Consider the following 17,984-nt stretch of genomic DNA (forward strand, 5'->3'; position numbering starts at 1 on the left):
ATCCTTCCCGCCTTCTCGATTTTATTTCCTCATTTTATTCGAATGATCTCCGACTGCGTCCTATCAATCGACACGCCCAGGCTCGTCTTGACGGTCTCGGCGAAGCCTTCGGGATCATTGATGCGAAACAGGCCGGAGAGCTCCTCCCGCGCAACCCGCGAATCCGCAATGATGATCTGGCGGGTGTTGTAGCGGTTGAACTCCTCGGCGGCATCGGCGAGCGTGCGACCATCTAGGTCGATCATCCCGCTTCTCCAGGCGAGCGAGCGATCGAGAGAAGAAGAGATGTCCGTCTCATAGTCGAGCACGGCATGGGCACTGAGCATGGCGCGGTCGCCGGCCTTCAATCGCATGCGCAGGCTGCGGTCCCTGTCGGACCAGGTCTCCACCACGCCCTCGGTGACCTGGACTTCCACACCCATCTCGCGGCGGCGCACGGAAAAGGCCGTACCGACCGCGCGAACCCGCACATTGCCCGCGGTCACGAGAAAGGGCCGGTGCGCGTCCTTGGCAACCTCGAACCAGGCTTCCCCCTGGGCCAGCTCCACCTGCCGCGACCGCTTCTCCATGGCGACACTGAGATTGCTGCCAGAGTTGATGGTCATCACCGATCCATCGGAGAGGGGCAGGCGGCGGATCTCGCCCAGACGGGTGGAGAATTCGGACGGCCCCTCCGCCCATCGCGTGACCCCGAACACGATTGCGGCGGAAGCCGCAATCCCGCCCAGGATGCCCCGCCGCGCCCATCGCCCCGACGCCGCTTCAAGATCAACGGGATCTTCCGTAGCTGCGAGGGTCGACATTTCCGCAGCGGGCGTGAGCGCCAACCACTCGGCCTGCATCTCGAGCAACAACCCGTGACGCTTCAAATCTTCTGAAAGCCACGCCTGAAGCTTGGCCTCGTCGGACTCGCTCCACGTGCCGGAATCCATGCGCGCTATAAAATGCGCCACGATGTCCCGAGCCTCGGCCATGGAGGATGCCGTCATCGCCGCGCCTCCTTGCGCTCGATGCTCAGCATGAGGTCCTCGCTCCGCGTCTCGGCCCTAGCCCAGGCGCTCCTGATCGCGCGGACGCCGACCCAGACCTGCTTCTCGACGGCCTTTTCGGTCATGCCCAGATGCGTGGCGATTTCCTTCTGCGACCATCCCTCGATCTTGCGCAGTTCAATGACCTTGCGGCAGCGCTCGGGTAGCGCCCCGATAATTGCCAGTACGCGCTCATAGCTCAGCCGACGCGCCGCCTGCTCTTCGGGCGAGGGGCTGGTTTCGTCTTCCCAGGATTCGATCTCGCTCAGCGCCTCGAGCACGACGACCTGCTGGCGCTTGAGGCGGCGCACGAGCAGGTTGCGGCAAGTCGCAAACATATAGGCGAGCGGCTGATCGATATGATCGACCGAGGGCAGCATGGCGATGCGGCAATAGGCTTCCTGCATAACTTCGTCGACATCCTCAGGCGAAAGGCGCGAGCGCGCCAGCCATCGACGAATTCGCCCCGCATGGGGAACGATCTCGCGTGCGACCCAGGTCGCAATCCGGCGCCGCTGCGCGAGCTGCTTGTCCGCTGCCCCTTGCGTAAACCCCTCCCCTGCCGAGATTAACTCCCGTTCTGCAATCTATGAGACATGGGAAGAGAATTTCCCCCCTAGGAAAAGATAGTTTGTTTGGTTGCAAAATATCATGACCACTAGCCGGCGCGGAGTTTGGCGATTTGTAGGCTAAGGCTGACAGGCTGGGCGTTTGCAAACTCCAGCATTCATGCGGCCGTCGCGAGCGTCTCGAACGAACGGCCAGCTTATGTGCTCAAACCTCGTTTCGGAAGCGGGCGAGATCGGGCGCACTCCCGACCGGCAGGTTGGACGAGAGCAGGCCAGCGGTTTTTGGGCCGGTTGCGGTCAGGCGGCTTTTGGTACCAGGTCCCAGAAAGCTGTCATCAAGCGATCAACCTCTCGACTGTCAATCGAGCAGCTGAACTTACCCAAAGCTGACAGTCCGCTTTCAGTCCGGCGATCTCGATTGCTGCCATTCGCCGCTGGCTCCGCCCGAACGGTAGCTCACACCCCAATGGACGACCGGAAGGGCTCGAAATATGAATCACTCGACGCGTGCCCCGAAAGCCAATTCCCACGTCTTGTTATCCCTACGGCACTATCATCAGTCGAACGCACGATAGCTTTTCTCCTAGTCGGCTCGAAAACGCTCATCTCTGACCAGCACAAGGGAAGCTTTTGGCGAGCCCCTTGATCACTAAGGTCGATGCCCTCCCCTTGAGCAGCTCTGGCGGGGCACTGCGAAGATAGGTGTAGACCCGATCGGCGAGTTCATGGGGAAGGATCGATCCGGCTCCGCACCAGGCCGTCGCGCTGGTAGCATCCGCCACTCCGGCTATATAGGCGCTCGCCTTGATGGCCAATTTGATGCGGTCCGCCTCGCCTCCCAATTCGCCCGTATCGGACTTTCCTTCCAGCGCTTCGATCAGTTCGGCACCGCTGACACTCCAGGTGCGCGGATCGCCATTGTTGCCAGACTTTGCCGACGAAACGTCGACATGCACGGCTGTCGACATCAGCACCAGGAGCGGCGCTTGATAGGAAAACGATGCCTTCATCTTCCACTCCGGTGATCAGGGCTGCCCGAGAACGCCCGGCAGGCACCGCCGAAGCGTGACTTCTGGTTTCAGCTTCCATCAAGATCTTCACTGTCTGAGCCCTGCTGATTTCCTCTATAGGCGAGCGCCGACATTGCATTAACCCCGTCGTCAATCACGCTGTTCGCGCATCGCCCTCGAAAGAGGCGTATCTCCAAGTGCCGCAAGGATCTCTTGGAAGGATGTCATGCTCTCATCCTGTCCGAGCTTGAAGCGCGTGCTTGATCGCACCACCTTGGCCCGGAAGGCAACGACGTGTGCGACGAGGTCTGCATAACGCGGGCCCATCCGTTCGACCGTCCATCCTCCCTCTTCGGTTCCCTCCAATAGGGTGGCAAGCGTGCGGATCACACGATCCTCGTTGCCAGGCTCCAACATGATATCGACTTCGAACTGCGCCAGGCGATAGTTCCAAGTCGGTCCCCAATCAGTCTTCGAAACCATCGAAGGCGAGATATAGGCATGCGGGCCGAAGAAGCTGACATGGGCGCGCGGCGTCGCAACCACGCGTGCAACATGCGGATTGGCCTTTGCGAAATGCCCGACCAGCATGCGAACCTCCCCCGCTTCGTCCAGCTCCGCGAATAGCGGCAAAGGGGTCGAGATGAAGCCTCCGCAGTCATGCGTCGTAACGAGGCCCAGCACTTCTTGCCGCACCATCCTCGCGACGTCTCCGCTACGGCGCGGCGCAAAACGGCTCATCGTCGCACCAGATCCTAGCGCCCTAGCCCGTCAAGGCTGCCATGGACTGTCCGCCCCCGGAACATGGTCAGCACCACCCGGGTTGCGTGGATGCGCCTGGCGGGGACTTTGAACAGGTCCTGATCGAGCACGATCAGGTCAGCACTCTTGCCCGGCAGGATGGAGCCAGTCTCCTTCTCGAGGTGGTTCACATAGGCCACGTTGAGCGTATAGGCCTTGAGTGCCTGGGCGAGCGTGACGGCCTCGTTTGGCTCAAGCGGCGGCTTGTCGCCTTCGGGCGCGACGCGGGTGAGCGCGACTTCGATCCCCTCGAACGGGTTGGCGGAGGCGACCGACCAGTCGGCGCCATAGGCCAGCCGACCGCCGGCGCGCAGAACGCTGCCCGCCGGATAGATATAGGTCGAGCGGACCGGGCCGATCTGCTCCTTGGTGAGGTCCATATAGGCTTCGTTGCAGGCCCAGAGCGGCTGGAACACTGCCGTCACGTTGAGCTTGCCGAAGCGCGGCTGGTCGGCCGGATCGATGACGTTCATGTGCGACATCATCGGGCGAGTATCGGTCATGCCGTCCTTGCCGCGGGTGCGCTCGACGGCGTCCAGCGCCTCGCGCACGGCAGCGTCGCCGATCGTGTGGAAGTGCGACTGCATGCCCCTGGCATCGAGCGCCGCCACGGCTTCGGACAAGGTGTCGAGGCCGATCTGGGTGGCGCCCTTCTCGCTGGTGCCCTCATAGGGCTTGAGCATCGCGGCGGTGCGCTGGGGGATCACCCCGTCGATGAAGAACTTCACGCCATTGGCGGCGAGCCCGAGCTGCTTCGCCCGGGCGGAGAGCTTGAGGATGTCGCCCATCTGCTCGATGCCGCGCTCATTGTTCCAGCGCAGGTCCATCGCGGTGTGCATGGTGAGCTCGCCACGGGCCTTCACGGCCTCGTACGCGTCGATCGCACGGCTAGTGCCGCCCTTGTCCCACTCGACCGCGGCATCGTGCCACGAAGTGATGCCCATCGAGTTGAAGAACTTGACCGTATAGCGGATCGCGCCCTGCAAGTCGGCGTCGGTAGGCGCGGGCACGAGCTTGTCGACCAGCGCCATCGCCGATTCCTCGAGCCCGCCGACCGGCTCGCCGGTCTTCGGATCGCGGTCGATCGTCCCGTTCTTGGGGTCGGGCGTATCCTTGGTGATGCCGGCCAGTTCGAGCGCCCTGGAGTTCACCCAGAGCGTGTGCCCGTCGGACTCGAAGATCAGCGGGCGATCCTTCGAGATCTCGTCGAGCAGCTGCTTGTTGGGGATGCCGTTGGGCGGGAACAGGGTCTGGTTGAAGCCCGAGCCGAAGATCGTGCCGGTGCCGGGGTTCTTCTTCACGCACTCGGCGATGATCCGGCGATAATCGTCGAGCGTCTTGCCGGCGTGGAGCGAGCAGCGGGCATGGCTCATCCCGCCGAAGATCGGGTGGGCATGCGCATCGCCAAAGGCCGGCATCAGGAAGCGGCCGTGGAGATCGACGACCTGGGTTTTCGCGCCCTTGCGCTTCGCGATCTCGGCGACGCTGCCGACGGCGAGGATGCGGCCATCCTTGATCGCCACGGCCTGCGCCCAGGGCTTGCCCTCCTCCACCGTATAGACCCGGCCATTGGTGAGGATCAGGTCCGCCGCCTCGGGTGCCGACAGCGCCGGCGCGCTGTTGGCAGTGGCGGCAAGGAGCAACCCGGCGGTCGCGGAGCGGAGGAACAGGGAATGACGAGCGAACCGAGGGGCCATGAGGGGCAATTCCTGTGCAAGCTTGAACAATAAGGGGGCCGGAGGGTCTTCCCTTCCGGCCCCATGAGGCAAGGTTAGAAGCGGCGGCGCAGCGTGGCGAGCACGGTGCGATCCTTGCCGAGATAGCAATAGCCCTCGGCCACCGCGGCGCTGTAGGTGCAATTGGTGTAGACGCGCTCGTTGAAGATGTTCGCGCCGTTCACCGACAGCGACCATTTGCCGTAGCTCAGCTCAGCCATCGCATCGGCCAAGGTGACCGGCGCGATGCGGTAGAGCTGGTCGAAGCTGACCTTGTCGCTCTGGTAGCGCACGCCCGCGCCGAGCTTGAGGCCGAGCTCGCCGCCCAGGTCGAACCGCTTCGAGGCCCAGACCGAGGCCTGGTGCTCGGGCAGGTTCTCACGCCGGTCGCCACGCTGGCGGCCATCAACCTTGAGATATTGCGCGCGCGTGTAGCTGTACGCCGCGGTCAGGTCCAAGTCGCCGGGCAGCTTCACATTGGCTTCCGCCTCGATCCCGCGCGAGCCGGTGGAGCCGCCCTGGATGAAGTTCTGCAGCTCGTTCGGATCGGCGATCAGGACATTCTGTTCCTTGATGTCATAGGCCGCGATCGTGAACAGCATGCGCTTCGAGGGCTGGAACTTGATGCCCGCCTCGTACTGCCGGCCGGTGCGCGGCACATAGGCGACGCCGAAGAAGTTCGAGCCAAACACCGGCAGGAACGATTCCGAATAGTTGAAATAGGGCGACACGCCCTTCACGACGTCGGCGATGATGCCGGCGCGGAAGGTCCAGGCCTTGTTGGCCGCCAGCTCAGTGCCGTTGACGTTCGACTTCACATTGTCGTGCCGCGCGCCGAACACCAGCGAGACGCGATCCCAGGCACGAATCTGGTCCTGGACATAGAAGCCGGTCTGCGAGTTCTTGGTGTCGGTCGTCCAGCCCACGCCATACGCGAACGGCACCCCGTACACCGGATTGTAGAGGTTGAGCCCCGGCGCCTGACCGAAGCCTTCCTGCTTGTCCTCGCGGAACTCGGTATAGTCGAAGCCCGCCAGGATCTGATGCTCCAGCGGCCCGGTGGCGAAGCTCAGCACCAGGTTGTTGTCGCTGTTGAGCCCGGTGTACTTGGCCCGGTTCAGATACCAGGCGCGGTTGGCGATGGTGCGGCCGGCATCGGCATAGGCGCCGCCGAAGCCGGTATAGCCGAACACCTCCTGATAGTCGGTGTCCTGCTCGAAGGCGCGGTTGCGGCTGCTGAAGGTCAGGTTGTCGCTGAAGCGATGCGTCACCAGCAGCGAAAGCGCATAATGGCTGGCCAGCGTGTGGTTGAAGCCCGGCTCGCCCAGGTAGAAATCGTCCGAAATCTTGGTCGCGCCGCTGCCGTCGACCGTCTTGCTGGTCGGCAGATAGGTCTGGCTGCCGAGATGGTCGCGCTGGTACAGGCCGATGAAGGTGACTTCGGTGTCCGGGCCCGGCTTGAGCGTGACTGCCGGCATCACCACGATGCGATCGTTCTTCTGGCCCTTCTGCTGCAGGTCCGCATCGCGGACGAGGCCGACGAGGCGCGCCGAGACGCCGTCGACGATCGGGCCGGTCACATCGAGCTGGAACTGCTTGTAGTCGTCGGTGCCGTAGGTGACGCCGACTTCGCCGCCAAAGCCTTCGCGCGGGCGTTTGCTGATCGAATTGAGGATGCCGCCGGCGCCGCCGCCGCCGTACAGCGTCGAGGACGGGCCGCGCAGCAGCTCGGCGCGCTCGACGGTGAAGATCTCGAGACGGCCGCCATAGATAAAGCCAGGCATGCGGTTGAGACCGTCGAGATACTGCTCGGCGCCGGTGCCGCGCACCGCGAGGAAGTCACCGCGCGTATCGACGCCGTTCAGCTCGCTCGAGGCGCCCGCGCTGTAGCGGATGACGTCCTGGAGATTGACCGCCGCGCGATTGTGGAACTCCTCGGCAGTGATGACGCTCACCGACTGCGGGATTTCCGTGACCGGCGTATCCGTCTTGGTGCCCGAAAGCGCGCGCTCGCCGGTGACGACGATCGTTTCGTCGTCCTTCGGCGCCGCATCGCTGTCCTGCGCCATCGCCGCGCCGGACCAGCCGATCACCGCGCATGCCGAGAGCAGCGCGAGCCGCGTCTGCTTTACCAGTTTCCCTGAAAGTTCGTGTGTCATGGCCGCCCACCCTTTGCTCTTTGCGCCGGCCTCGTGGATGTCGCCTCCCGTGACGACAGCCGGCTTGTTTGCAGGGGCATTGAACAGCCAGCGTCGCAAAACCGTCACGCGGTTTTCAGGGTAATTCCGGGCACAAGACGGGTAAGGCTTTACCCTGTTTGGGGGAACGGCCCGATCAGAGCGCGCCCGAGCCCATATCGCCCCCGTCGATCAGTCCGCGCTCGTGCGACACCCGCACCGCATCGCGCCGCTTGTTGACCCCGATCTTCCGGAACACCGCCTTGAGCCGATATTTCACCGTATCGGGCGACATGCCGATCAGCCGGGCAATCTCCTTGTTGGAGTAGCCCTGGCTAAGATGGCGCAGGATCGCCGCTTCGGCATCGTTGAGCGCATCGGGGGCCGGCGCGGGCGCGCGGGCACTGCCCATCGTCTTGGACAGGGTCTTGAGGAACTGGGCGCGGAACCGGTCCGGCGTGGCCGCGAGCGCTTCCTCCAGCGCCGGCTGGACGAAGGCGCGCGCATTGAGGAACGGGCGCACGATGCCCTGGAACATCGCGGTGCCGACGGCCTCGTCGAAACAGGCCTGAGCCTTGCCCGCCTCGCCGATGGCGCGATAGCCCTCGGCCTTGAGCAGGTTGAGATCGATCAGCAGCCGGCCGGCACCGTGCTGGCGGGCCCAGCGGCTCATCACGACCAGCTCGTCGAGCGCGCTGTGGTGGGCGCCGGTGAACAGCTGGAGGCGGACCCGGCAGATCGCGGCGGCGACGGCCACCGGGCGATAGATCGGCGATTCCTCGGCCATCGCATCGGCCTGGGCGTCGAGGCCGATCGTGGCGGCGAAGGCGCGGGCTTCGCCGAGCGAGACCGGGTCGCGCAGGAGCAGTTCGAGCTCGCACAGCTCGGCGAGCAATTCCAACTGGCGCAGGCGACGGCGCTGGGCGACGCCGCGGGCACGGGCGAGCAGTGCACGGGCGGCATCGAGCGAACCCTCATCGGCCGCGCTGTGCGCCGCAGTGAAATAGGCGGCGGCATAGACGTCCACCCAGCCATCCGACTGCTCCATGTGCGGCAGCGCCCATTCGAGCAGCGCATTGGCCTCGCCGGCGCGGTCCTGCTCGTAGAGCAGCTCCGCTTCGAACGCGGCGCAATTGGCGGCGAGATCGGAGCGCGCGCCGAAATCCGCCTCGATCTCGCCGCGCGCCACCGCGAGCACCGTCACCGCATCCTTCAGCCGCCCCTGCGCCTCGCGGATGCGCGCTTCGTGGAAGCGGGTGAACAGCTCGCTATAGGGCGAGCCCATCGCCTGGTAATGCGCGCGGGCCGTCAGCGTCGGCTCCATCGCGCGCTCCAGCCAGCCGCCCTCATAATATTTGGACGCCAGCGATTCGCTGACATTGGCGAGGATCAGGTGATCGTCGGCCGGCAGGGTGCGCAGCAGCGCCTCGCGGGCGAGCAGGTCTTCAAGCGCCATCGGCTGGTTCTCATATTCGGCCAGGATGTCGCCGACGACGCGGATCTCGGTCCACAGATCGGGCGAAGTGTCCTCCTGCTCCGATCGCGCGACCTGACGATCATAGGCGAGGCGCGCCGCGTCCATCCGGCCGCATTTCATGTCGAGATAGAGCCTGGCCAGCACCAGCGCCGGGCTGGCATCGATCTCGGCGGCACTCAGCCGGGCGAGCCCGCGCTCGACCAGGTTGAGCTGCCCCTGGGGGATCAGCCGCCAGCCACCGGCATCCTCCAGCACCCCGGCCAGCAGCGCCGGGTCTTCGGCCTCGATCGCATGGCTGATCGCCTCGGCGGTCTCGCCGCGCGCATCGAACCACAGCGCCAGTCGCTGGTGCAACATGCGATATTGGCCGATGTCGCGCCGTGCGAGGCGCTGGCGGAGATACTCGGCGAAGAGCTGGTGGTAGCGCCAGGCGTCGCGCGCCGGCGACAGCGGGGTGAGCAGCACGCCCTGCTGCTCCAGCCGCTCGAGCAGCAGCCCGCCATCCTGGCGATCGCAGATCAGGTTGAGCGCCTCACCGGTCACCTGGCCGAGCAGCGACGTGCGCAACACCACTTCCTGCACATCCTCGGGCAGCGACATCAGTACCTGTTCTGAGAGATAGCCGGCCAGTTCCGAGCCGGAGCCCCCTGCCCCGCCAACAAAGCTGCTCCGGTCGATGCCGCGCTTGAGCGAGAACAGGGTGAGCTGGAGCGCGATCGGCCAGCCTTCGGTGCGCTCGATCAGGCTGCGGACATCGTCGTCGCCCAGCGGCATGCCCTCGGCGCGGGCGAGCATCTCCTCCGCCTCGGGGCTGGAGAATTTCAGGTCCTCGGCGGAGAGTTCGAGCAGTTGCCCCTCGGCAGCGAGCATCGCCTGGCCGAGCCGAGGATAATCGCGCGAGGCGATGATGAAGTGGCAGTTGCGCGGCGCCAGCCGGATCAGCGACTGTAGGAAATCGAGCACTTCGACACTTTCCGCGCAGTGGAGATCGTCGAGAATCAGCACCGCCTGGCGCGGATCGCGGGCCAGCCGGTTGATGATCGCCGACAGCGCCGCACGCGCGGGCATGCCGGAGGAAGCGGGCTCGCCTTCCTCCTCGCCTTCGCCGCTGATCGCATAGCTGATGTACTGCGCCAAGCGCTTGGCATCGGCATCGTCGCGCTCGAGCGTGAGCCAGGCGACGAGCCGGTCGCTCCCTTTGAAGCGGCGGCGCCACTGGGCGAGCAGGCTGGTCTTGCCATAGCCCGCCGGCGCATGGATGAGCGTGAGCCGCCGCCCGAGCGCGCCGTCGAGCCGGTCGAGCAGCGCATCGCGGCGGATCTGGTCACCCATCCACAATGGCGGCGCGACCTTGGTCGGGATCAGTTCGTCTATCGCGGCTACTCCACCCATGCCGATTCGCTAGACCGAAGACGGTACAAGAAGATGGCAAGTGCGGGAGCGACTTACCCGTCCGGGCGCCCCGATTACCCGTTCGCCGACCCCGCGCACCCGTTTCCCGCATTGCGCGGCGAAGCTGCCGGCCCTTAGCTCGCAAGGATTATGGGGCGTGCCAAAGGATTGGTGTAGCGTGCGAATTGGGGTCGATGTCGGGGGAACGAATACCGACGCCGTGCTGATGACCGGGGCTGAGGTGGTCGCCTGGACCAAGCAGCCGACGACGGCCGATGTCGGATCGGGCGTTGCCGCCGCGATCCGCGCGGTGCTGGCCGATGGGCGTGTCGCCCCAGAGGCGGTGGCGTCAGTGATGATCGGCACCACCCATTTCACCAACGCGCTGGTGGAGCGCAACAAGCTCGACCGGGTGGGCATATTGCGGCTCGCCAGCCCCGCCGGCGAAGCGCTGCCGCCGATGACTGGCTGGCCCGAGGCACTGTCCGCACAGATCGACGCGAAGACCTATCTCCTGCCCGGCGGCTTCGAGTTCGACGGGCGCGAGATCGCGCCGCTCGACAAGTCGGCGGTGCGGAATGCGGCACGCGAGCTGCGCGCGATGGGCATCGACTCGATCGCGATCAGCAGCGTATTCGCGCCGGTGAACCCGTCGATGGAGGAACGTGCCGCCGCGCTGGTGGCGGAAGAGCATCCGGAGGCACGGGTCACCGTGTCGCATACGCTGGGCCGGATCGGCTTTGTCGAGCGCGAGAATGCCGCGATCCTCAACGCCGCGCTGGGAAGCCTCGCGGCGCATGTCGTCGCCTCGTTCGAGCGGGCGCTGGCCGAGATCGGCATCGATGCGCCGCTCTATCTCTCGCAGAATGATGGCACGCTGATCTCCGCCTCGCATGCCGCGGCCTATCCGGTGCTGACGATCGGATCGGGGCCGACCAACTCGATGCGCGGCGCGGCGTTCCTCACCGGGGTGCGCGACGCGATCGTGCTCGATGTCGGCGGCACCACCACCGATCTGGGCGTGCTGGCCAATGGCTTTCCGCGCGAATCCTCGGTCGCGGTCGATATCGGCGGGGTGCGGATCAACTTCCGCATGCCGGACATCCTGGCGCTCGGCCTGGGCGGCGGCACGCGCATCCATCTCGACCCGGCACGCTATGGCGCCGAGGGGATCGACGCGGAGGAGCTGCGCGTCGGGCCGGACTCGGTGGGCTTCCGCATCACCGAGCAGGCCCGGCTGTTCGGCGGCACCACGCTTACCGCCAGCGATGTCGCGGTCGCCGCCGGGCGCGCGCGCTTCGGCGATCCGGCCAAGCTGCCGGCGCTCTCCGAGGGCATGCGTGACGCAGTGTGGGCGCGGATGCAGGCGATGCTCGAGGAAGCGGTCGACCGGATGAAGACCAGCCGCGGCGAAGTCGTGCTCCTGGCCGTGGGCGGCGGCAATTTCCTGGTGCCCGACAGCCTGCACGGCGCCACCCGGGTGGTGCGCCCGCCGCACGCCGCCGTCGCCAATGCCGTGGGTGCGGCGATCGCCCAGGTCGGCGCGATGGTCGACCAGGTCGTGTCGTTCGATCGCGAGCCGCGCGAGGCTGCGCTGGAACGGCTGCAGACCGAAGCGCGCGACCAGGCGATCGCAGCCGGCGGCATTCCCGAGACCGTAGAAATCGTGGAGATGGACGAAGTGTATCTCAGCTATCTGCCCGGCCGCGCCGCGCAGGTCCGTGTCCGCGCCGTCGCAGACCTTGCCGGCACCCCTGCCTTGGCCGCCCATGCGCATTGATCGCCAGGCGCTGCTCGACCTCGCCACCGGCGCCGCCTTCCTCGGCTCGGGCGGCGGCGGCGACCCCTATTATTCGCAGCTGCTCGGCGAGGCCGAGATCGCGCGGCGGGGGCCGTTCAACCTGGTCGCGCTCGATGCACTGGCCGATGATGCGCTGATCGCACCGTGCGGCTGGGTCGGCGCGCCGACCGTCTCCGCCGAGAAGCTGCCCAATGGCCGGGAAGCCCTGCTCGGCCTGCGCGAGCTGGAGCGGATCTACGGCCGCCCGATTGATGCGGTGATGCCGATCGAGATCGGTGGCGGCAACGGCCTGGCGCCTTTGCTCGCCGCGGCCGAGCTCGGCATCCCGGTAGTCGATGCCGACGGCATGGGCCGGGCCTTCCCGGAATCGCAGATGACGGTGTTCAGCGTCGACGGGCTCTCCGCCTGCCCCTCCGTTGTCACTTCGGCCAATGGCGAGCTGCGGCTGATCGAGACCGACGACAATCTGGAGCATGAGCGCGTGGCGCGGCAGCTCTCGATCGAGTTCGGCGGCAACGCCCATATGGTCGAATATCCGCTGACCGGCGCGCAGGCCAAGCGCCACGCGATCGGCGGCAGCATCTCGGCGGCGGTGGCGATCGGCGCGGCGGTGCGCATCGCGCGCGCGGCGGGCGACGATCCATTCGAGTCGCTGCACAAGGCGCTGATGGCCAGCGGGCTTTATCCCTTTGCCGGCACGATCTTCGACGGCAAGGTCGTCGATGTCGAGCGCGAGACCAAGGGCGGCTTCTCGGTCGGCCATGTCGTGATCGAGGGGTTCGGGGGCGAAGGGCGGATGGATCTGGAATTCCAGAACGAGAACCTGATTGCCCGGGTAAACGGCGAGGTTCGCGCGATGGTGCCCGACCTGATCACCGTGATGGACCGCGAGACCGCCGACAGCATCGTCACCGAGCGACTGAAATTCGGCCAGCGCGTCAAGGTGGTCGGCGCCGCTGCGCCGGCGGTGCTGCGTGCCGAGCGGGCGCTGACCTTTGTCGGGCCGAGTGCCTTCGGCTTTAGCGAACCCTATCGTCCCATTGAGGACCTCAACGGCTGGAACCGCGGATGAGCCACGAAGCTGACGATGCCTATGCTCATTCGCCGGTGCCCCAGGGCATCACCGTTCCCGGATGGCGCGTGGGCTTGATCGTCGCCAGCTTCTCGATCGGCCTGCCGGACTTCCTCAACGGCTCGCATAACGCGCTGGCGCTGGGCTTTTCCGGCGCGGTGATCGCTGCGGTGATCGCGAGCCTCATTCTGTGCGTCGGCGGCTCGATGACCGCGATCGTCAGCGTCCGCACCCGGCTTTCGACCTACCTCCTCGTCCGCCGCTCGTTCGGCACCGGCGGGGCGGCGCTGATCAACACGGTGATCGCGCTGATCCATTTCTGCTGGTTCGGCGTGAATGCCTCCTTCTTCGGCGAGGCGATGGTCGAGGCGGCTAGGGCCAATGGCCTGCCGGGCAATTTCACTGCCTTCGTCATCCTCGGCAGCGTGCTGATGATGGGATCGACGGTGATCGGCTTCCGCGCGCTCGACCGGCTGGCGCTGGTCGCGGTGCCGGTGCTCGCCGCGATCCTGCTCGCGGTGGTGGTGGTGACGCTGCAGACCCACGGCTTCGTCACCGCGGCCGATCCCAACCCGCCCGAGCCGATGACGCTCGGCATCGCGATATCGGCGCTGATCGGCGCCTATATGCTCGCGGTGGCGACGATGCCCGACCTGTCGCGCTTCACCCGCACTCGGCGTGGGGCGATCGCCAGCATGGCGCTGTCCTTCCCGATCGCGACGCCGCTGATGATGACCGCCGCCGCGATCCCCGCACTGGCGACGCACGAGACCAGCGTGATGAAGCTGATCACAGCCTATGGCTTCGGCACCCCGGTGCTGTTCCTGCTTCTGCTGCCGACCTGGACGATCAACGCGCTCAACCTCTATTCGTCGAGCCTGTCGCTGGGCAGCACCTTTCCCAAGGTGCGGCAATGGGTGTTCACTGTGGCGGGCGGCGTGATTGGTACGATCCTGGCGCTGATGGGCATCCTCGAGGCGTTCATCCCCTTTGTGCTGTTCCTCGGCCTGATCATCCCGCCGATCGCAGCGATCTATGTGATCGACGCCTGGACGCGCTACCGCACTGCCGACGCGGCGGAATCGCTGCTCGGCCTGCCGAAGTTCGACTGGCGGGCGATCGCGACTTGGGGGATCTCGGTGGTGGTGGGCGTGCTCGGAGCCTATAAGGGCTGGACGCTCACCACCGTGCCGGCGCTCGACGCGACGATCGTCGCCGCGGCGATCTACGGGGTGCTGCTCAAGGCCAGGCGAACGCGAAGCGCAGCGTAGAGGTTACCGCGCGGGCAGGCACGGTGATGTGGACTTCGTCGTCATAGGCTTCGTGGCGGGCGCGCAAGCCATGGGCCGATAGCGGGTCCATCCGGCGGACGAACGCCTCGGCGTCCCAACGCTCGAGGATCGTCTCCTCGCGCTCGCCCCAGACGACCATCAGCCGCGCGACCCTGATGGTCTTGCCCGATTGCAGCCCGGCGGCGAAGGCGCGTTCCTCCTGCTGCATTTCCTGGTCATGCCAGAACAGCGAGGGGCTGGCCGCGATCAGCGCGTGGAAGGCGCTCGGCCGGGTGAACATCGTGTGGATCGCGAACAGGCCGCCCAGCGAATGGCCGAACAACGCCTGCCGGTCGCGGTTGATCGTGTAGCGCCGGTCGAGCTCGCTGCGCAGCGGGCCGGTGAGGAAATCGAGGAACGGGTCCCAGCCGCCATAGGGCGCCTTGGCGAGCGAGACGTCCCAGGGCGGCGGCGGCGGGCCGCCGGTGAAGTCGCGGATGCGGCGGATGTCATAGGCCTTGTCGGTCTTGTACCCCACGCCGACGATGATCGTCTTGCCGGGATCGGCCTTCATGTACTCGTGCATCCGCCGGGTCTCGGCGAAGCCGGCGAACATCGCATTGCCGTCGAGCACGAGGAGCACCGGCCAGCCGCCCTCGGGAGCCGGGCCATCGGGCTTGGAGACGAAGATCTGGTAGGGATAACCGTCGGCGCTCTTGAGCTCCCAAGTCTCGGTATCGGGGAGAACATAGCCGGGTGCCGCTAGCGGTGCGGTCTGGGCATGAACGGCTGGCGCGGCGGCCAGCAGACAGAGCGCGAGGGCGCTGGTGGCGAGCAATCTGGGCATCCTGTCCTCCTGATTTGGGAGGGATTGAACGCCGTCTGGCGCCGTGCTGCCATCGGGTGCGGCGGGTAAGGCGGAGAATTTTCGGGTAGCTAGACCGCGACCACCCCGGCCGCGACCAGCGCATCGATCGCGGCGTCGTCATAGCCGCAGCCCAACAGCGCCGCGCGGCTGTCCTCGCCCAGGGCATGGGGCGGCGTGTCGGGGGTCTGAGGGATGCCGGTGAACTGGACCGGCTGGGGGATCATCCGCGCGACCGGAAACCCCTCGGGAACGTCGAAGAAGCCGATCTCCTTGAGGTGCGGATCTTCGAGCAATTCCAGCGGCATGGGCACGCGCGAGCAGGGTATGTCGATCGCCTCCAGCGCTTCGATCCAGGCATCGGTGCCGCGGGCCTCAAGGCTGGCGGCGACGATGGCGTAGAGGTCCCCAATATGGGCCTGGCGCTCGGCCGGGGACTTGAACCAAGCCTCCTCGCAGACCTCGGCCCGGCCGATCGCGGCGAGGAAGCGGCGCCATTGCGGCTCGGTGTAGGGGAGCACCGCGATCCAGCCATCGGCGGTGCGGAAGGGCCGGCGATCGGGGGAGAGCAGGCGCGGATACCCGGGTACGCCGTTGTTGGCAAAGGTTGCGCCGGAGAGATGCTCGTTCATCAGGAAGGCGACCATCACCTCGAACATCGGCACCTCCACGCGGAAGGGTCCCGGCCGTCCCCTTTCGCGCGCGTACAGCGCCGAAACTATACCGTATACCACGTGCAAGGCAGCGACCTTGTCCGCGACGATGGTCGGCGCGAAGGCGGGTGTGCCGCTTTGCAGGGCCGCGAGCCCGGCCAAGCCGCTCGCCGCCTGGATGATGTCGTCAAAGGCCGGACGGTCGCGATATTGCCCGCCGCGGCCGAAGCCGGTGGCCGCGCAATGGACGATGTTCGGGTTAATCGCGATGACCTGTTCATATCCGAGTCCAAGTCGCTCGGAAGCGTCCAGTCGCATATTGTGGAACAGCACGTCGGCGCTCTCAACCAGCCTTGCCAGCGCCGCCCGCCCTTCGGGCTTTTTGAGGTCGAGTGCCAGCATCCGCTTATTGCGGTTATTGTTGACGAACAGCGCCCCGCCCCCCGGCCCCTGCGGATGAGCATGGCGGGCGATGTCCCCTTCCAGCGGCTCGACCTTGATCACCTCGGCCCCGAGATCGGCGAGGATCTGGCCCGCATAGGGGCCAAGCACCACCGCGCCGACTTCGATCACACGCACGCCTTCGAGCAGGGGAAGCACGGCAACTCTCCACAAATTCGTTTGACTCAAATTTCCATATGTGGACAAATTAGTCTAGCATTAGAAACTTGAGAGGTCGCCATGGAATATCGCTTCGACCGTCTGTTCATCGGCGGCGAATGGGTCACCCCCATTGACGGCGGGGCGCGCCCGAGCATCGATCCGGCAACCGGAAAGCCCTGGGGCGATGTTGCCTATGGCGGCGCGCAGGACGTGGACCGGGCCGTCGCGGCGGCGCGCGAAGCCTTTGAAGGACCGTGGCGCAAGATGGCGCCGTGGGAGCGCGCGGCGCTGATCCGCAAGTTCGCCGACCTCTACGCGACGCAGGTCGATGCGCTCGCCCGCATCGAATCACAGGACAATGGCCGGGCGATCCGGGAATCGCGCGGCGATATCGGGCTGCATTCCCAATATTATCACTGGTTCGCCTCGCTGGCCGACAAGCTGGGCGGGCGGACGATCCCGATGGACGACAGCGTCCATGCCTTCACCACCCGCTCGCCGGTGGGTGTGGTCGGCACGATCACCCCGTGGAACGTGCCGCTGATGGCCGCCGCGTGGAAGCTGGGCCCTGCCCTCGCCGCCGGCTGCACGCTGGTCCTCAAGCCTGCCGAGCAAACTCCAGCCTCGTCGCTGGCACTGGCGAAGCTGTTCGAGGAAGCCGGCTTCCCGCCGGGCGTGGTCAATGTCGTGCCAGGCGACGGGCCGGTCGCCGGCGCCCATCTCGTTTCGCACCCGGACGTGGACAAGATCGCGTTCACCGGCGAAGGCGCGACTGCCAAGACGATCCTCAAGACCGGGGCCGACACGCTCAAGCGCTTCTCGTTCGAGCTGGGCGGCAAGGCGCCGCATATCCTGTTCGCGGACTGCGACGTGGAGAATGCGCTCAACGCCGCGACCGGATCGGCCTGGGCGCTGTGCGGCCAGAGCTGCGCGCTAGGCAGCCGCATCCTGGTCGAGCGGCCGATCTATGAGCAGGTCGTCGAAGGCTTCCGCCGTAATGCCGCGCGGGTACGGGTGGGCAATCCGCTCGACCAGGCGACGCATATGGGCCCGCAAGCGCACCAGCAGCAGCTCGACAAGACGCTCTCCTATGTCGCGATCGGCAAGGAGGAGGGTGCCGAGCTGGTGTCCGGCGGCGCGCGGCTGGACGGGGACGGCTATTTCGTCGCGCCGACCGTGTTTGCCGGGGTAGCGCCGGAAATGCGGATCGCGCAGGAGGAGATCTTCGGGCCCGTCGCCGCGATTATCCCGTTCGACGGCGAGGAAGAAGCGGTCGCGATCGCCAATGGCACGCAATATGGCCTGGCCGCCGGCCTGTGGACTGGCGATGTCGGCCGCGCCCACCGGGTGGCCAACCGGATCGAGGCGGGCATCGTCTGGGTCAACACCTATCGCTATATCCGCTGGTCCACCCCCTATGGCGGGGTGAAGTCGAGCGGCTGGGGCCGGGAGAACGGGATCGAGGCGCTCGATTCCTATCTCGAGACCAAGACCACCGTCATTTCCACCACCGGCAAGTTCGCCGATCCCTTCGCCAATTGAGGAACTGA

The 17,984-nt window shown here is 66.1% G+C and carries 13 protein-coding genes; 4 read left to right on the forward strand and 9 right to left on the reverse strand.

Annotated features, from left to right (window positions below; genetic code table 11):
• Window positions 1-29 precede the first annotated feature (29 nt).
• The 7 genes from HNP52_RS14630 to HNP52_RS14660 all read right to left on the reverse strand — a co-directional run bounded on the left by HNP52_RS14630 (window position 30) and on the right by HNP52_RS14660 (window position 10,169).
• Window positions 30-989, reverse strand: coding sequence for a FecR family protein (locus HNP52_RS14630; RefSeq protein WP_184168395.1), 960 nt, complete (start codon window positions 987-989; stop codon window positions 30-32).
• Window positions 986-1,534, reverse strand: a complete 549-nt coding sequence (locus HNP52_RS14635; protein ID WP_184169171.1) for an RNA polymerase sigma factor — start codon at window positions 1,532-1,534, stop codon at window positions 986-988. The genes HNP52_RS14630 and HNP52_RS14635 overlap by 4 nt, the downstream gene beginning before the upstream one ends.
• A gap of 665 nt (window positions 1,535-2,199) precedes the next feature.
• Window positions 2,200-2,607, reverse strand: a complete 408-nt coding sequence (locus HNP52_RS14640; RefSeq protein WP_221416440.1) for a Rap1a/Tai family immunity protein — start codon at window positions 2,605-2,607, stop codon at window positions 2,200-2,202.
• Window positions 2,608-2,757: 150 nt separating this feature from the next.
• On the reverse strand, window positions 2,758-3,348 hold the full coding sequence (locus tag HNP52_RS14645; protein WP_184168396.1) for an FMN-binding negative transcriptional regulator: 591 nt from the start codon (window positions 3,346-3,348) through the stop codon (window positions 2,758-2,760).
• Between the two features lie 14 nt (window positions 3,349-3,362).
• A complete protein-coding gene (locus tag HNP52_RS14650) occupies window positions 3,363-5,105 on the reverse strand; it encodes an amidohydrolase (protein WP_184168397.1) in 1,743 nt (580 codons plus the stop codon).
• 74 nt (window positions 5,106-5,179) lie between these two features.
• A complete protein-coding gene (locus tag HNP52_RS14655; RefSeq protein ID WP_184168398.1) occupies window positions 5,180-7,282 on the reverse strand; it encodes a TonB-dependent siderophore receptor in 2,103 nt (700 codons plus the stop codon).
• A gap of 175 nt (window positions 7,283-7,457) precedes the next feature.
• Entirely contained in the window at window positions 7,458-10,169 is a 2,712-nt protein-coding gene (locus HNP52_RS14660) for a LuxR C-terminal-related transcriptional regulator (protein WP_184168399.1), read from the reverse strand.
• 178 nt (window positions 10,170-10,347) lie between these two features.
• Here HNP52_RS14660 and HNP52_RS14665 point away from each other — a divergent pair, with 178 nt between their 5' ends.
• From HNP52_RS14665 to HNP52_RS14675, 3 genes are read left to right on the forward strand one after another with little or no spacing between them, the layout of a single operon-like run.
• Window positions 10,348-11,949 carry a hydantoinase/oxoprolinase N-terminal domain-containing protein gene (locus HNP52_RS14665; protein WP_184168400.1) on the forward strand — a complete coding sequence of 534 codons (1,602 nt, stop codon included), beginning with the start codon at window positions 10,348-10,350 and terminating at the stop codon, window positions 11,947-11,949.
• On the forward strand, window positions 11,939-13,042 hold the full coding sequence (locus HNP52_RS14670; RefSeq protein ID WP_184168401.1) for a DUF917 domain-containing protein: 1,104 nt from the start codon (window positions 11,939-11,941) through the stop codon (window positions 13,040-13,042). Before HNP52_RS14665 ends, HNP52_RS14670 begins: the two co-directional genes overlap by 11 nt.
• Window positions 13,039-14,313 (forward strand): cytosine permease, encoded by a 1,275-nt coding sequence (locus HNP52_RS14675; RefSeq protein WP_184168402.1) that lies wholly within the window; start codon window positions 13,039-13,041, stop codon window positions 14,311-14,313. Before HNP52_RS14670 ends, HNP52_RS14675 begins: the two co-directional genes overlap by 4 nt.
• On the opposite strand, the gene HNP52_RS14680 is transcribed toward HNP52_RS14675, so the two are convergent.
• A complete protein-coding gene (locus HNP52_RS14680) occupies window positions 14,282-15,160 on the reverse strand; it encodes an alpha/beta hydrolase (RefSeq protein WP_184168403.1) in 879 nt (292 codons plus the stop codon). The genes HNP52_RS14675 and HNP52_RS14680 overlap by 32 nt on opposite strands.
• A gap of 89 nt (window positions 15,161-15,249) precedes the next feature.
• Window positions 15,250-16,431 carry a CaiB/BaiF CoA-transferase family protein gene (locus tag HNP52_RS14685; RefSeq protein WP_184168404.1) on the reverse strand — a complete coding sequence of 394 codons (1,182 nt, stop codon included), beginning with the start codon at window positions 16,429-16,431 and terminating at the stop codon, window positions 15,250-15,252.
• An 81-nt stretch (window positions 16,432-16,512) separates the two neighbouring features.
• On the opposite strand from HNP52_RS14685, the gene HNP52_RS14690 reads away from it, so the two are divergent.
• Window positions 16,513-17,976 carry an aldehyde dehydrogenase gene (locus HNP52_RS14690; protein ID WP_184168405.1) on the forward strand — a complete coding sequence of 488 codons (1,464 nt, stop codon included), beginning with the start codon at window positions 16,513-16,515 and terminating at the stop codon, window positions 17,974-17,976.
• Window positions 17,977-17,984 lie beyond the last annotated feature (8 nt).

Source organism: Sphingomonas kyeonggiensis (genome assembly GCF_014204495.1).
Classification (GTDB): Bacteria; Pseudomonadota; Alphaproteobacteria; order Sphingomonadales; family Sphingomonadaceae; genus Sphingomonas; species Sphingomonas kyeonggiensis_A.

What these genes read in the sequence shown, in the direction of transcription:
- HNP52_RS14675 (WP_184168402.1), top strand. Translation starts at nt 13,039, where the DNA reads ATGAGCCACGAAGCTGACGATGCCTATGCTCATTCGCCGGTGCCCCAG.
- HNP52_RS14660 (WP_184168399.1), bottom strand. Translation starts at nt 10,169, where the DNA reads ATGGGTGGAGTAGCCGCGATAGACGAACTGATCCCGACCAAGGTCGCG.
- HNP52_RS14670 (WP_184168401.1), top strand. Translation starts at nt 11,939, where the DNA reads ATGCGCATTGATCGCCAGGCGCTGCTCGACCTCGCCACCGGCGCCGCC.
- HNP52_RS14655 (WP_184168398.1), bottom strand. Translation starts at nt 7,282, where the DNA reads ATGACACACGAACTTTCAGGGAAACTGGTAAAGCAGACGCGGCTCGCG.
- HNP52_RS14645 (WP_184168396.1), bottom strand. Translation starts at nt 3,348, where the DNA reads ATGAGCCGTTTTGCGCCGCGCCGTAGCGGAGACGTCGCGAGGATGGTG.
- HNP52_RS14650 (WP_184168397.1), bottom strand. Translation starts at nt 5,105, where the DNA reads ATGGCCCCTCGGTTCGCTCGTCATTCCCTGTTCCTCCGCTCCGCGACC.
- HNP52_RS14630 (WP_184168395.1), bottom strand. Translation starts at nt 989, where the DNA reads ATGACGGCATCCTCCATGGCCGAGGCTCGGGACATCGTGGCGCATTTT.
- HNP52_RS14680 (WP_184168403.1), bottom strand. Translation starts at nt 15,160, where the DNA reads ATGCCCAGATTGCTCGCCACCAGCGCCCTCGCGCTCTGTCTGCTGGCC.
- HNP52_RS14690 (WP_184168405.1), top strand. Translation starts at nt 16,513, where the DNA reads ATGGAATATCGCTTCGACCGTCTGTTCATCGGCGGCGAATGGGTCACC.
- HNP52_RS14640 (WP_221416440.1), bottom strand. Translation starts at nt 2,607, where the DNA reads ATGAAGGCATCGTTTTCCTATCAAGCGCCGCTCCTGGTGCTGATGTCG.